Origin of the sequence: Streptomyces sp. NPDC013457 (assembly GCF_043089925.1) — a bacterium.
GTDB lineage: Bacteria > Actinomycetota > Actinomycetes > Streptomycetales > Streptomycetaceae > Streptomyces.
In genome coordinates, this window is record NZ_JBICBL010000003.1 from 150,536 (window position 1) to 165,534 (window position 14,999).

Here is a 14,999-nt window from a genome sequence, read left to right on the forward strand (position 1 = left end):
CGCCCCGCCCCCCCATCGGGCCGGCGCCCGCCGCCCCGCCGGCCCTGGTGCGGAACTTTTGTTCAGGTTGCCCCGTTTTTTGGTAAGCCGCCCGCGGCCGGCCGGGGCGGGGCGCCGCCCCCGCCCCCCCGCGGCTCGCGGACATCGCGGCCCAGTCCGGGGTCAGCGAGGCCACGGTCAGCCGGGTCCTCAACGGCAAGGCGGGCGTGGCCGGCGGGACCCGGCACCGCGTCCTGGCCGCGCTCGACGTGCTCGGCTACGAGCGTCCCGTACGGCTGAAACGACGCAGCGCGGGCCTGGTCGGCCTGCTCGTGCCGGAGCTGACGAACCCGATCTTCCCCGCGTTCGCGCAGGTCATCGAGCAGGTCCTGGCCGGGCACGGCTACACCCCGGTGCTCTGCACCCAGATGCCGGGCGGCGCCACCGAGGACGAGCTGGTCGAGCAGCTGGAGGAGCGCGGGGTCACCGGCATCATCTTCCTCTCCGGGCTGCACGCGGACGCCTCCGCCGACCCGGAGCGGTACGTCCGACTCGCCGCACGGGGCGTCCCGTTCGTCCTCATCAACGGCTTCAACGAGCGGATCGACGCCAACTTCGTCTCGCCCGACGACCGGGCGGCCGCGCGGATGGCCGTGCGGCATCTGGTCGAGCTGGGCCACGAGCGGATCGGTCTGGCGATCGGTCCCACCCGGTACGTGCCCTCGCGCCGCAAGGCGGAGGGCTTCGCGGCCGAGCTGCACCAGCTCCTGGGGATGGAGCGTGCGGAGGCCGAACGGTTCGTCCGTCCCACGCTGTTCGGCGTCGAGGGCGGGCACGCGGCGGCCGACATCCTGCTGGACCAGGGCTGCACCGGCATCGTCTGCGGCTCCGACCTGATGGCGCTCGGCGCGATCCGGGCGGTGCGCGCCCGGGGCCTCGACGTGCCCGGTGACGTGTCGGTCGTCGGCTTCGACGACTCGCCGCTGATCGCGTTCACCGACCCGCCGCTGACCACCGTGCGCCAGCCCGTGCAGGCGATGGCGACGGCGGCGGTGGGGGCGCTCCTGGAGGAGGTGGAGGGGAACCCCGTGCAGCGCACGGAGTTCGTCTTCCAGCCGGAGCTGGTGGTCCGGGGCTCCACCGCGCAGCCGCCGGCCGGCGCGTCGCTGCAACTCCTTGCGTAACTCCCTGCATTGAGGGGTCCCAAGGGTTGACCGGGGCTCGGGGCACTCGTACGGTCACGGCTGAAAACAGTTGCTGTCATTTTCGGCAACTTCTTGCGACAGGGACGTCGTCAGGAGGAATCATGGCCAGAAAGACCGTGGCCGCTGCACTCGCCCTCGTGGCGGGAGCCGCTGTGGCCGTCACGGCGCCGCCCGCCCCGGCCGAGGCGGCGGCACCCGGCCCCAAGGACGTCACCGCGGTGATGTTCGAGTGGAAGTTCGCCTCGGTGGCCAAGGCCTGTACGGACCAGCTCGGTCCGGCGGGTTACGGCTACGTGCAGGTCTCGCCGCCCCAGGAGCGGATCCAGGGCTCGACCTGGTGGACCGCCTACCAGCCCGTCAGCTACAGGATCGCCGGACCGCTCGGCGACCGCACCGCCTTCAAGGCCATGGTCGACACCTGTCACGCGGCGGGCGTGAAGGTCGTCGCCGACACCGTGATCAACCACATGGCGAACGCCTCGGGCACGGGAACGGGCGGGACCTCGTTCTCCAAGTACGACTACCCGGGGCTGTACTCGGGCGCGGACATGGACGACTGCCGGGCCACGATCTCGAACTACCAGGACCGGGGCAACGTCCAGAACTGTGAACTGGTCCAACTGCCCGACCTCGACACCGGTGAGGACTACGTCCGCGGTCGCATCGCCGGCTACATGAACGACCTGCTCTCCCTCGGCGTGGACGGCTTCCGGGTCGACGCGGCCAAGCACATGCCGGCCGCGGACCTCGCGAACATCAAGTCGCGGCTGACCAACCCGGGCGTCTACTGGAAGCAGGAGGCGATATACGGGGCCGGTGAGGCCGTCTCCCCGAGCGAGTACCTGGGCAACGGGGACGTGCAGGAGTTCCGTTACGCACGGGACCTCAAGCGGATCTTCGGCTCGGAGAAGCTCGCGTACCTGAACAACTTCGGCGAGTCCTGGGGCTACATGCCCTCCGGCGCGTCCGGTGTCTTCGTCGACAACCACGACACCGAGCGCGGCGGCGACACCCTCAACTACAAGAACGGCGCGACCTACACCCTGGCGAGCGTCTTCATGCTGGCCTGGCCGTACGGCTCCCCGGACGTCCACTCCGGCTACGAGTGGTCCGACAAGGACGCGGGCGCCCCGAACGGCGGCCAGGTGAACGCCTGTTACAGCGGCGGCTGGAAGTGTCAGCACGCGTGGCGCGAGATCGCCTCCATGGTGGGCTTCCGCAACGCCGCGCGGGGGACCTCGGTCGGCAACTGGTGGGACAACGGCAACAACGCGATAGCGTTCGGCCGGGGCGACAAGGCCTACGTCGCGCTCAACCACGAGGGCTCGCCGCTGACCCGCACCTTCCAGACGGGGCTGCCGGCCGGCGCGTACTGCGACGTGCAGTCCGACACGCCCGTGACGGTCGATGCGGCGGGCCGGTTCACGGCCACGCTGGCATCGAACACGGCGCTGGCGCTGCACGTGAACGCGAAGAACTGCGGCGGCGGCATGACGACCCCGCCGCCGGCCGCCACCGGCGCTTCCTTCAACGTCAACGCCACCACGGTCTCCGGCCAGAACATCTACGTGACCGGCAACCGCGCGGAGCTGGGCAACTGGTCCCCGGCCGCGGCCCTGAAGCTGGACCCGGCCTCGTACCCGGTCTGGAAGCTCGACGTCTCCCTGCCGGCCGGCACGGCCTTCGAGTACAAGTACGTCCGCAAGGACGCGGCGGGCAACGTGACCTGGGAGTCGGGCGCCAACCGCACCGCTACGGTCCCCGCCTCCGGCCGGATCGTCCTGAACGACACCTTCCGCAACTGATCGCTCCTCTCCTCAGGGCCGCCCCGCCGGGGCGGCCCCCCTTCCCGTACCTCCAGGGAGAACCCCCGTGATACGCAAGAGAACGGCGGCCGCCGTGGCCGCCGCCCTGTGCGCGGCGATGGTGCCCGCCCTCCCGGCCGCGGCCGCGCCGCCGCCACCGCCTCCGCCGTCCGACCGGGCGCTCGCCGCGCAGCCCGCGCGGCACGACCTCACGCGCGAGCAGTTCTACTTCGTGCTGCCCGACCGGTTCGCCAACGGGGACACCGCCAACGACCGTGGCGGGCTCACCGGTACGCGTCTCGACACCGGGTTCGACCCCGCCGACAAGGGCTTCTACCAGGGCGGTGACCTCAAGGGGCTCACCAAGAAGCTCGACTACATCAAGGGCCTCGGCACCACCGCCATCTGGATGGCGCCGATCTTCAAGAACCAGCCCGTCCAGGGCACCGGGAAGGACGCCAGCGCCGGCTATCACGGCTACTGGATCACCGACTTCACCCAGGTCGACCCGCACTTCGGCACCAACGCCGACCTGGAGAGGCTGATCGACCAGGCCCACGCCAAGGGCATGAAGGTCTTCTTCGACGTCATCACCAACCACACCGCCGACGTCGTCGACTACAAGGAGAAGAGCTACGGCTACCTCTCCAAGGGCGCCTTCCCCTACCTGACGAAGGACGGTGCCCCCTTCGACGACCGCGCTGCCGCGGCCGACGGAACGTTCCCGCGCGTCGACACGGACTCCTTCCCCCGCACCCCCGTCGTCCCCGCCGAGAAGAAGGACCTCAAGGTCCCGTCCTGGCTCAACGACCCGACGATGTACCACAACCGGGGCGACTCCACCTTCGCCGGCGAGTCCTCCCAGTACGGTGACTTCGTCGGCCTGGACGACCTGTGGACCGAGCGTCCCGAGGTCGTCCAGGGCATGGAGAAGATCTACCAGCGCTGGGTCCGCGACTTCGACATCGACGGCTTCCGCATCGACACCGTCAAGCACGTCGACACCGCGTTCTGGACCCAGTGGGCAACCGCCCTCGACGAGTACGCGGCGCGGCGCGGACGCGACGACTTCTTCATGTTCGGCGAGGTCTACTCCGCCGACCCGGCGATCACCGCCCCGTACGTGACCGAGGGCCGCCTCGACGCCACCCTCGACTTCCCCTTCCAGGACGCCGCCCGAGCCTTCGCCTCCCAGGGCGGTACGGCGGACAAGCTGGCGAACCTCTTCGGACAGGACTACCGCTACACCACCGACAAGGCCAACGCCTACGAGTCGGTGCCCTTCCTCGGCAACCACGACATGGGACGCTTCGGCACCTTCCTCAAGCAGGACAACCCGAAGGCCGGCGACGCCGAACTCCTCCAGCGCTACCGGCTCGCCAACGAGCTGATGTTCCTCACCCGGGGCAACCCCGTCGTCTACTACGGCGACGAGCAGGGCTACACCGGCGCCGGCGGCGACAAGGACTCCCGCCAGACCCTCTTCGCGTCGAAGACCGCCGACTACCTGGACGACGACCAGCTCGGCACCGACCGCACCCACGCGAGCGACGCCTACGACGCCTCGCACCCCCTGTACCGCCAGATCGCCGCGCTCTCCGCGCTCACGAAGAAGCACCCGGCGCTCCGCGACGGCATCCAGGAGCAGCGGTACGCCGAAGGCTCCGTGTACGGCTTCTCCCGTACCGACGCCCGTTCCCGGACCGAGTACGTCGTGGCCGCCAACAGCTCCACCGAGGCGAAGACCGTCGAGATCCCGACCGGCTCCGCGGGCATGGACTTCACCGCGATCCACGGCGGTGACGCCCGCGTCACCAGCGCCGGCGACACGAAGATCAAGGTGACCGTCCCGGCGCTCGGCTCCCTCGTGCTCAAGGCCGCCAAGCCGCTCGGCGCGCCCGCCGCCACGCCGAAGATCGCCCTCAAGGCCCCCGAGGCCGGAGCCACCGGCACCGTCGAGCTCTCCGCCGAGGTCACCGGCGGGCAGCTCAACCGTGTCGTCTTCGCCGCCCAGACCGGCAACGGGAAGTGGCAGGTCCTCGGCTCCTCCGACCACGCCCCCCACAAGGTCACCCAGAAGATCACCGCGCCCGCCGGAACGGCCCTGCGGTACAAGGCGGTCGTCGTCGACAGCGCCGGCCGCACCGCGAGCGCGACCGCCGCGACCACCAGCGGAGCCCCGGCCGTCGAGCAGCCTCCGACCGCCACCCAGCGCGACTACGCGATCGTCCACTACAAGCGCGCCGACGGGGACTACACCGACTGGGGCCTGTACACCTGGGGCGACATCGCCGACGGCGAGGGCACCACGTGGCCCGCGGGCAAGCCCTTCACGGGCCGTGACGCGTACGGCGCCTTCGCCTACGTCAAGCTCAAGCCCGGCGCCTCCTCGGTCGGCTTCATCGCCGTGAACAAGGACGGCGTCAAGGACACCGACGCCGACCGCACCGTCGACCTCTCCAAGACCGGCGAGGTCTGGATCGAGCAGGGCAAGCCCGAGGTTCTCAACGCCGCGCCCGAGGGCGCCTACCCGCCCCAGGACACGACGAAGGCCGTCCTGCACTACAAGCGCGCCGACGGCGACTACGCCGGCTGGGGCCTGCACACCTGGACGGGCGCCGCCAACCCCACCGACTGGAGCAAGCCGCTGGAGCCGGTGCGCACCGACGCCTACGGCGCGGTCTACGAGGTCCCGCTCGCGGCCGGCGCCACCTCCCTCTCGTACATCCTCCACAAGGGCGACGAGAAGGACCTGCCCACCGACCAGTCCCTCGACCTGAAGGCCAACGGCCACGAGGTGTGGATGCTCGGCGGCCAGGAGAAGTACCTGCTGCCGCAGCCCAAGGGCAGCGGCGCCGCGCTGGACCTCACCAAGTCCCAGGCGATCTGGATCGACGAGACCACCCTCGCCTGGAACGGCAGCGACGCCGCCGCCTCCAGCGTGCTCCTCTCCTCCCGCGCCGGCTCGATCACGGTCGAGAACGGGACGCTCACCGGCGACGACCGCCGGGCGCTGCGCCTGAACCGCACCGAGCTGACCGGCGCCCAGAAGGCCGCCTTCCCGCACCTGAAGGCGTACGGGGCCTTCACGGTCGACCCGCGCGACCGCGACCGCGTCCGCGAGGCGCTCAAGGGGCAGCTCGTCGCCGCCCAGTACGCGGCGAACGGCGCCGTCCTGACCGCCACGGGCGTCCAGCTCGCCGGCGTCCTCGACGACCTCTACGCGGCGAAGGCGACCGGGGCCGACCTCGGTCCGGTCTTCCGGGGCGGCCGCCCCACCCTGTCCCTCTGGGCGCCCACCGCGCAGTCCGTCGCCCTGGAACTCGACGGCAAGGCCGTGCCCATGCGCCGCGACGACGCCTCCGGCGTCTGGTCGGTCACCGGCACGCGCGCATGGACGGGCAAGCCGTACCGCTATGTGGTGAAGGTCTGGGCGCCGAGCGTCCGGCAGATCGTCACCAACAAGGTCACCGACCCCTACTCCACCGCCCTGACCACCGACTCGGCCCGCAGCCTGGTCGTCGACCTCGCCGACCCGAAGCTGGCCCCCAGGGGCTGGAAGAGCCTGGCCAAGCCTGCGGCCGTACCGCTGCGGGACGCCCAGATCCAGGAGCTCCACATCCGCGACTTCTCCGTCGCGGACACGACGGCCGTCCCCGCCCACAAGGGCACCTACCTCGCCTTCACCGACACCGGCAGCAAGGGCTCGCGGCATCTGAGGGCGCTCGCCGCCTCCGGCACGTCCTATGTCCACCTGCTCCCGGCCTTCGACATCGGCACCATTCCCGAGAAGAAGTCCGAGCAGACCGAAACCGCCTGCGACCTCAAGGTCTACGCCCCCGACTCCGAGGAGCAGCAGGCCTGCGTCGCCGCCGCGGCGGCCAAGGACGCCTACAACTGGGGCTACGACCCGCTGCACTACACCGTCCCCGAGGGCTCCTACGCCACCGACCCCGAGGGCACCCGCCGTACGGTCGAGTTCCGGCAGATGGTCCAGTCCCTCAACGGCGCCGGACTGCGCACCGTCATGGACGTCGTCTACAACCACACCGTGGCGAGCGGCCAGGCCGACAAGTCCGTCCTCGACAAGGTCGTGCCCGGCTACTACCAGCGGCTGCAGGCCGACGGCTCCGTCGCCACCTCCACCTGCTGCGCCAACACCGCGCCCGAGAACGCCATGATGGGCAAGCTCGTGGTCGACTCGATCGTCACCTGGGCCAAGCAGTACAAGGTGGACGGCTTCCGCTTCGACCTCATGGGCCACCACCCGAAGGAGAACATCCTCGCCGTCCGCAAGGCCCTGGACGCGCTGACCGTGGCCAGGGACGGCGTCGACGGCAAGGCGATCGTGCTCTACGGCGAGGGCTGGAACTTCGGCGAGATCGCCGACGACTCCCGCTTCGTCCAGGCCACCCAGAAGAACATGGCCGGCACCGGCGTCGCGACCTTCTCCGACCGGGCCCGTGACGCCGTCCGCGGCGGCGGCCCCTTCGACGAGGACCCGGGCGTCCAGGGCTTCGCCTCCGGCCTCTTCACCGACCCCAACTCCTCCACCGCCAACGGCAGCCCCGAGCAGCAGAAGGCCCGGCTCCTGCACTACCAGGACCTGATCAAGGTGGGCCTGTCCGGCAACCTCGCGGACTACTCCTTCACCGACACCTCCGGCCGTACGGTCAGGGGCAGCCAGGTCGACTACAACGGTTCCCCGGCCGGCTACGCGGCCGCCCCCGGCGACGCGCTGGCCTACGCCGACGCCCACGACAACGAGACCCTGTACGACGCGCTCGCCTTCAAGCTCCCCGCGGGCACGCCGGCCGCCGACCGGTCCAGGATGCAGGTCCTCGCCATGGCGACGGCGACGCTCTCGCAGGGGCCCGCGCTCTCCCAGGCGGGCTCGGACCTGCTGCGCTCCAAGTCGCTGGACCGCAACTCGTACGACAGCGGCGACTGGTTCAACGCGATCCACTGGGACTGCCGCGACGGCAACGGCTTCGGCCGCGGCCTGCCTCCGGCGGCCGACAACAAGGCCAAGTGGGGGTTCGGAAAGCCCCTGCTGACCGCCCCGGCCCTCACCGTCGGCTGCCAGGAGATCGACGGCGCCTCGGCCGCCTACCGGGACCTGCAGAAGATCCGTACGACCGAGTCCGCCTTCTCCCTCGCCACCGCCGGGCAGGTCCAGGACGCCCTGTCCTTCCCGCTCTCCGGCACCGGTGAGACCCCGGGCGTGATCACCATGCGTCTGGGCGGGCTCGTCGTGGTCTTCAACGCCACGCCGGAGCGGCAGACCCAGCGGGTCGCCGCGCTGGCCGGCAAGGGTTACGCCCTCCACCCGGTCCAGGCCGGGGGCTCGGACGCCGTCGTCAAGTCCGCGTCGTACGAGACCGGTTCGGGCACCTTCACCGTCCCGGCCCGCACGGTCGCGGTGTTCAGGGCCGGGTGAGCGCCTTCTCCAGGAGCGTGACCCCGTAGAACGTGCCGTCGGCGGCGACCTTCCCGGGCTCCTCGCCGACGACCGTGTAGCCCGCGGCTTCGTAGTACGTACGGAGCCGCGGGTTGCCCGTCACACAGTCCAGCCGGGCCACCGCCCTCCCGCAGGCCGCGATCCGCTCCTCCGCATGCGCGAGGAGCACGCGGCCGGCTCCGGCGGGGGCGGCCGCCCGGTCGGTCATCAGCCGGTGGACGTAGCCCGCGACCGGCGGTTGCGGACCCCACGCCGGCTCGTCCTCCCACCACAGCTCGTACGCCCCCACGGCCCGGCCGTCACGAGCCATGAGCCACACCTCTCCGGCGGCCATCCGTGTCCGGAAGTGCTCCGCGTTCTTGTCGCCCGGCTTCCACTGGTCGATCCCGTTGCGGACCATCCAGCCCGCGGCCGTGTCGAACAGCCCCACCAGACGGTCCAGATCACGGTCGCCGGCCTGCCGGAAGGTCACCTGTGCGTCCATGACGATCACCGTAAACGGTCCGGCACCTCGCCGGATCGGCGCCCTCGGACCCCGCTACCGCGCGCCCGGACCACCCTGGGCCGGCACCCGCGGCACCAGCGCCATGAGCCGGTGGGCCAGCTCGCCGAACGGGCCGTCGGCCGGTTCGTCGGCGAGCATGCGGACCAGGATGTCCGCCATCTCCGCGTCGTAGGCCGCGCTCACCGCCGCGAGCGCCGCGAAGTCGTGCACCAGCTGCAGCTCCAGCTCCGCGCGCGGCACCCGCCGCCCGTCCAGCCAGAGCAGCGCCGTCGACTCGGCCAGCGACACCCAGGAGCGGACGACCAGTTCGAGCCGGGCGGAGGGTCGCTCGACGTCCAGGTGGGCCAGGATCTGCTCGTACGCGGCCTGCCGCACCTCGTCGATCATCGCGTTCGTGGTCGACGAGCCCACCGCGGGCCCGCCCCGCATCAGCGCCGCGAACCCCGGCCCGTGATCGTCGACGAAGTCGAAGAACCGGCCCATCACACGCAGCAGACGCGCTCCCAGCGGGCCCTGCGGCGGCTCCAGGAACCGGGCCGCCAGCTCGTCCGCCGCCCGCCGCAGAGCGGCCTCGTACAGGCTCTGCTTGCCGGGGAAGTAGTGGTAGACCAGCGGCCGCGAGATCCCCGCGGCCGCGGCGATCTCGTCGATGGACACCTCGTCGGGAGAGCGGTGGCTGAACAGCTCGAGGGCCACCCCGATCAGCTGCTGCTTGCGCTCCTCGACGCCCATCCTGCGGCGTACCCCGGTCGTCATGCGAACAGCCTAACGGGCGTCCGTTACGCTCCCTCGACATGAGCACCAACGGTTTGAGCCCGAAGCAGGCCCGCCAACTGCGGATAGCCGCCGCGTCCGTGCTGCTGGTCGCCATGGCGGCGGTCCTGGCGATCCGGCTGGCCAGCCGTACGTCGGTGCTGGTCGTGGGCGTGTACGGCCTGGCCATGATCCTCTGCGGTGTCGTGATCGAGCTCTCCCGCAACGGCCGTACGCGGCTGGGCACCTGGCTCCTGGTGGGCGGCCTGGCGGCCGCCCTCGCCTTCGACTGGCTGATCCTGCCCTGACCCGCCCGAGGGCCCGGGGGCCTGTCTCGGCCCTCTAGAGGTCGAGAACCAGCCGTTCTCCGGCGCAGCGCGAGACGCAGATCAGCATCGAGTCGGCGCGCTCCGCGTCCGTGAGCAGCTCGTCGCGGTGATCGATCTCGCCCTCCAGGACCCGCTGTTGGCAGGTGCCGCAGAAGCCCTGCTCGCAGGAGTACGCGACCCCGGGCACCGCGCCCCGGACGGCGCCGAGGACCGACTGGTCCGGCGCCACCGTCACCGTACGTCCGGAGCGGCGCAGTTCCAGCTCGAAGGGGCCGCCGCCGCCCGTGGCGGCGGGGGAGAAGCGCTCCAGATACGGTGTCCGGCCCGCCGGCATCGCCGCGGCCACCGCGTCCATCAGGCCGTCCGGACCACAGCAGTACACCGCCGTCTCCTCGGGCACCTCGGCGAGGAAGCCGAGTGCGGGGCGCCCGGACTCCTCCTCGGCGACCACCGTCACCCGGGAGCCGCCGAGCTTCTCGATCTCGTCGAGGTACGGGAGGGTGGCGCGGCTGCGCCCGCAGTACAGCAGCCGCCAGTCGGCGCCCGCCGCCTCCGCCGCGCGCAGCATCGGCAGGACGGGGGTGATGCCGATGCCTCCCGCCACGAAGAGGTACGCGGGCGCGTCGACCAGCGGGAAGCGGTTCCGGGGGCCGCGGATCTCGATCTCGGTGCCCTCGTGGAGCTGCTCGTGCACCTCGCGCGAGCCGCCCCGGCCGTCCTCCACGAGACGGGTGGCGACCGTGTACGCGTCGGTGTCGGCCAGGTCCCCGCAGAGCGAGTACTGCCGTACGAGCCCGGACGGCAGCACCAGGTCGACATGGGCGCCCGGCTGCCAGGCGGGCAGGCCCGTGCCTTCGAGCCGGAGCCGTACGACGCCTTCGGCGGGCTCGGTGCGCTCGGTGACCAGGACCTTCCGGGTCACGGTCGCGAGCCGGCCGCGGCCGGAGACCGGCTCGTCGAGGGCGGGCAGGGGCCAGAGCGGGGCGGCGTTGATCCGGCGGCGCATGGCCCGCCTGGCGAGGACCGCGGCCCCGGCGAACAGGGCGACGGTGAGCGGACGGGGCATGGTCAGCGGCCTCCGTTGGCGCCGGGGGAGTTGGCCAGATACGCGACGGCCTGGGCTGTGTTCCCCTCCTGGGAGGGGTGGTAGCCGCGGCTGAGGTAGCGCGGGACGGCCCGGAGCAGATCGGGCGTGGACGGCAGCACGCCCTCCCGGCCCTTGCGGACGAGCTGGCCGACCGACGCCCTGCCGTCGAGGAGGGTGGGGTCGTTCTCCATGAAGAAGCGGGTGCCGCGCTGCCAGAGGAAGACCATCGCCGTGAAGGCGGTGGCCCAGGTCCGGGCGCGGCGCCGGTAGCCGCCGTCGAGGTGCATGAACAGTTCGAAGGCCACGGAGCGGTGCTCGACCTCCTCGGCGCCGTGCCAGCGCAGCAGGTCCAGCATCGTGGGATCCGCTCCCCGCCGGTCCAGTTCCTCCGCGTTGAGCACCCAGTTCCCGAGGAACGCCGTGTAGTGCTCGATCGCGGCGATGAGCGCGACCCGCTCCATCAGCCACCAGCGGCGTGCCCGGCCGGGCGGCAGGGTCCGGTCCCCGAGCAGCTTCTCGAAGAACCAGTCCACCTGCGCGGTGTACGGCGTGGGGTCCAGGCCGAGCTTCTTGAGGTGCGGGAGCACGTCGTCGTGAGCCTGGGAGTGGACGGCCTCCTGGCCGATGAAGCCGATGACGTCGTCACGCAGCCGGTCGTCGGTGATGAACGGGAGCACCTGCTTGTACACGTGCACGAACCAGCGCTCGCCGGCCGGGAGCAGCAGGTGCAGCACGTTGATGGTGTGGGTGGTGAACGGATCGCCGGGAACCCAGTGGAGCGGGGTCTCCTCCCAGTCGAAGGAGACCTTGCGGGCCTTGAGTTCGATGTGCTCCGACGCCACCGGTGCAGGCTGCGTATTAGACATGTCGTCAATGTACTGAGGGGTAAGCAACGGACACCAGGGTCGTGCACGCCGATTTTTCCTGCCCCGCCACGCCCGTTGCGGGCAGGTGCCCGTCGTGGCAGGGCGCCCGTTCAGCGAAGGGCCCTCACGCGTGTTCCGTCGGCCAGCGTCCCCGTCAGGTCCGCCCGGCTGCCGGGTGCAGCCCGGACGGCGAGCAGCGGGCCGTCCGCCCCGCCCCTCACCCCGCCCGTGGTCCGCAGTGCCACGAAGTCCCCGCTCCCCGCCGCCAGGACGTACCAGCGGCCGCTCTTCGCCTGCCAGAGCACCCCGGCGAGCACCCGCGGCTCCCGCACCCCGCAGGCCGGGGACTCCTCGGCCTGCGCCACCACCGCGGCGGCCACCCCCGGCGCGGGGACCTGGAACTGGGCGAGGACCCGGCCGCCCGTGCCCCGCCAGGTCTCCGCCCGGGCGCACACCCAGGCCGCCCGGCCCCCGTCCTCCGGCAGCCGCTGCTCGGCGAACGGCCAGGCGTTCACCGACCGCACCCCGAGCGAGCGGACCGCCGTGAGCCGGCAGGCCGCCCGCTCCCAGAGCGACCGCGCCGCCTTCCCGGTCACGTCCACGGGCGCCCCGGGCGGTCCCGAGGTCAGCCGGGCGGGCGCCAGTTCGCCGAGATCGGCAAGGAGCCGCACCCCCGTCGTGTCCCGCACCTGCAGCGTGTTCCAGGCCGCGCACCCCTGTGCCTGGGCGGGGCTGAGCAGCGGCTCCGTGACGCCGTGCACGTCCCTCCCGAGCCGCCAGGGCTCCTTCGCCGGCGCCAACAGGTCCCGCACGGCCGCCTCCCGGACCCAAGGGGCCGTCACATAGCGGACGTCGGCCGTCGTACGGGAGAGCACGAGAGCCGCGGAGCCGGCCTCGTCCGCCCCGTCCGTCCGGGCGAAGTCCAGCGCCGCACCGGCCGTCCCCGCAGACGGCTCGGCGTACCGCACCGCCCGCAGCCCGTCGTGGAACAGCACCACCCGCGAGCCGTCCACCTCGCCCGCGTACAGCAGGTGCGGCGAGCCCATCGGCGGCCCCACCGGCGTCCCCGGCGTCGCCGAGGACCGCACCGAGGCACCGGGCCGAGCCCAGACCGCGAGCGCCCGCCGCAGCAGCGCCCGGTCGTCCACCAGGGCGCCCCGGGCCGGCCAGACCGAGAAGTCCGTCCGCGCCGAGTGCTGCCAGAACCCCGCCGGGACGCGGCGCAGCTTTCCCGGGTCGAGCGCGGCCTCCGCGGCCGGATTGCGGGCGTACGACGGCGCGGAGGCGCCGCCGGGCCCCCAGCCCTCCCCGGGCAGTCCGAGCAGCGTCCCGCACACCAGGACGGCCGCCGCCGCGGCGAGCGCCGCCCTGCCGTGCTGACGGCGGCGCATCAGATCCGTCGGCCGGGCCTGGAGGGAGCACGGATCGAACTCGGGCGAGTCGAGCAGTCCCGCCGCCCCGATGCCCAGCGCCGCCTCCACCTCGCCGGCCGCCACGAGCGCCGCCTCCGCGTCCGGCCCGGCCACCCCGGCCGCCGCGAGCACCCGCCGCACCTCCGGATCGCCCTGGCGCTCCAGCCACCGCAGCACGTACACCGCCCGCGCCGGTCCGGTCAGGGCGGAGAGCCGCTGGTCCAGGGCAAGCTCGTCGGCGCCGCCCGCGCGCGGGAACAGCCGCAGCCCCCACACGTGCGGCAGCAGCGGCGGGAACTGCGCCCGCCGGGGCAGCGCCCGGCGCCGCAGCGGCAGCCCCGCCACGAACGCCTGCCGGAGCACCTCGACCCGGACGTACGCGTACCCGGGGTCGACCGCGTCCTCGGAGCGGAGCGGCCCGGGGATCCCGGCCCCGGAGGTCCTCCGCCCCGGCAGCGAGCGCTGGACGAGCGCGTGCGCCGTCAGCACCCTGCGGTTGCGGCCCAGCGAGGGCGGCAGCACGAGGTACGCGATCCGGACCAGCCGCGGGTAGTGCTCGACGAGCGCGGCCTCGGCCTGTTCGACGTCGACCGGGCCGAAGGGGAAGGAGGCGAGTTCCTGGGTGCTCACATTCAGCAGAACGAGCGAATCATCCGATGGTCACCCCGGCGGACGGGCGCCCAGGGGCGGCCGGAACAGGCCCCGGGCAGCGTGTCGCGGCTCAGGCGGCGTGGACCGTCAGGCGCTCGCGGATCACGTCCGTCACCTCGTCGGGGACGCCGAGCCCGTCCCGTACGTACCGCTCCATCGAGCCGTGCCGGACCGCCACCTCGTCCAGCGCCGCCTGCAGGTACTCCGGTACGACCCCGATCAGCGACAGCGCCAGCTCCGGGTCGCCGCCCTGCGCCGTGAACCCCTCGATCATCGGCGCGAAGGCCTGCCGTACCGCCGGGTTGACCGACAGGTACTCGGCCAGGACCGTCTTCTCGTCCGCGCCGAGCAGGGTCAGCACGACCGCCGCCGCCCAGCCCGTGCGGTCCTTGCCCGCCGTGCAGTGGAAGAGCAGCGGGCCGACGCGCGGATCGCCCAGCGCGGTGAGGAACATCCGGTACGCGACGCGCGCGGAGTCGCTCGACACGAAGGCACGGTACGTCCGGGCGAACGCCTCCCGGGCCCGGCCTCCGCCGAGCGTCTGCTCGGCCAGTATCGGATTGGTGAGCAGCGTCTTCAGCCGGGCGGCGGGCGGCAGGCCGCTGGCGGCCAGGTGGTCGGCGAGCACGTCGGCGGCGAGCAGCCTCACGTCCGACGGGACCCGGTCGGGCCGGTCCGCCCGCTCCTGCGCCGTACGGAAGTCGACGACGGTACGGATGCCGAGCGCGGCCACCGCCGGGTCCGCCGGATCGAGCCGGTCGAGCTGCGCGGACCGGAAGAGCCGTCCCGAGCGGACGCTGCGGCCCTCACCGAGGGGGAGCGCGCCCAGGTCGCGGAGGTTGGCGACGGTGGCGGCGGGGATGGCGGGCATGGCGTCGACTCCTCCGTATCGGTACGTCTCCGGGACGTATCCCACCAAACCGTAACCGATGGGATTCCGGCCACC

Annotated in this window: 10 protein-coding genes; 4 read left to right on the forward strand and 6 right to left on the reverse strand. The window is 72.5% G+C overall.

Annotated features, from left to right (window positions below; genetic code table 11):
* Positions 1 to 143 precede the first annotated feature (143 nt).
* From ACF1G2_RS09535 to pulA, 3 genes are all read left to right on the forward strand, one after another.
* Positions 144 to 1,163 carry a LacI family DNA-binding transcriptional regulator gene (locus ACF1G2_RS09535; protein WP_391798125.1) on the forward strand — a complete coding sequence of 340 codons (1,020 nt, stop codon included), beginning with the start codon at positions 144 to 146 and terminating at the stop codon, positions 1,161 to 1,163.
* Positions 1,164 to 1,285: 122 nt separating this feature from the next.
* Entirely contained in the window at positions 1,286 to 2,989 is a 1,704-nt protein-coding gene (locus ACF1G2_RS09540) for a carbohydrate-binding module family 20 domain-containing protein (RefSeq protein WP_391797732.1), read from the forward strand.
* Positions 2,990 to 3,107: 118 nt separating this feature from the next.
* Positions 3,108 to 8,429 carry a pullulanase-type alpha-1,6-glucosidase gene (gene pulA, locus ACF1G2_RS09545; protein ID WP_391798126.1) on the forward strand — a complete coding sequence of 1,774 codons (5,322 nt, stop codon included), beginning with the start codon at positions 3,108 to 3,110 and terminating at the stop codon, positions 8,427 to 8,429.
* Here pulA and ACF1G2_RS09550 read toward each other — a convergent pair.
* On the reverse strand, positions 8,416 to 8,934 hold the full coding sequence (locus ACF1G2_RS09550) for a GNAT family N-acetyltransferase (RefSeq protein WP_391797733.1): 519 nt from the start codon (positions 8,932 to 8,934) through the stop codon (positions 8,416 to 8,418). The two genes, pulA and ACF1G2_RS09550, sit on opposite strands and share 14 nt — an antisense overlap.
* Positions 8,935 to 8,988: 54 nt before the next feature.
* Entirely contained in the window at positions 8,989 to 9,711 is a 723-nt protein-coding gene (locus ACF1G2_RS09555; protein ID WP_391797734.1) for a TetR/AcrR family transcriptional regulator, read from the reverse strand.
* A 38-nt stretch (positions 9,712 to 9,749) separates the two neighbouring features.
* Here ACF1G2_RS09555 and ACF1G2_RS09560 point away from each other — a divergent pair, with 38 nt between their 5' ends.
* The gene (locus tag ACF1G2_RS09560) at positions 9,750 to 10,016 is read left to right on the forward strand and encodes a hypothetical protein (protein WP_391797735.1); all 267 of its coding nucleotides are present in this window, start codon (positions 9,750 to 9,752) and stop codon (positions 10,014 to 10,016) included.
* A 34-nt stretch (positions 10,017 to 10,050) separates the two neighbouring features.
* Here ACF1G2_RS09560 and ACF1G2_RS09565 read toward each other — a convergent pair whose 3' ends face one another.
* The 4 genes from ACF1G2_RS09565 to ACF1G2_RS09580 form a co-directional block, all read right to left on the reverse strand.
* The gene (locus tag ACF1G2_RS09565; protein ID WP_391797736.1) at positions 10,051 to 11,103 is read right to left on the reverse strand and encodes a PDR/VanB family oxidoreductase; all 1,053 of its coding nucleotides are present in this window, start codon (positions 11,101 to 11,103) and stop codon (positions 10,051 to 10,053) included.
* Positions 11,104 to 11,105: 2 nt separating this feature from the next.
* Entirely contained in the window at positions 11,106 to 11,990 is an 885-nt protein-coding gene (locus ACF1G2_RS09570) for a metal-dependent hydrolase (protein ID WP_391797737.1), read from the reverse strand.
* Between the two features lie 110 nt (positions 11,991 to 12,100).
* Positions 12,101 to 14,041: a hypothetical protein gene (locus ACF1G2_RS09575; protein WP_391798127.1), complete on the reverse strand. Its 1,941-nt coding sequence runs from the start codon at positions 14,039 to 14,041 to the stop codon at positions 12,101 to 12,103.
* An 82-nt stretch (positions 14,042 to 14,123) separates the two neighbouring features.
* Positions 14,124 to 14,924 carry a tyrosine-protein phosphatase gene (locus ACF1G2_RS09580; RefSeq protein WP_391797738.1) on the reverse strand — a complete coding sequence of 267 codons (801 nt, stop codon included), beginning with the start codon at positions 14,922 to 14,924 and terminating at the stop codon, positions 14,124 to 14,126.
* Between the last annotated feature and the right edge of the window lie 75 nt (positions 14,925 to 14,999).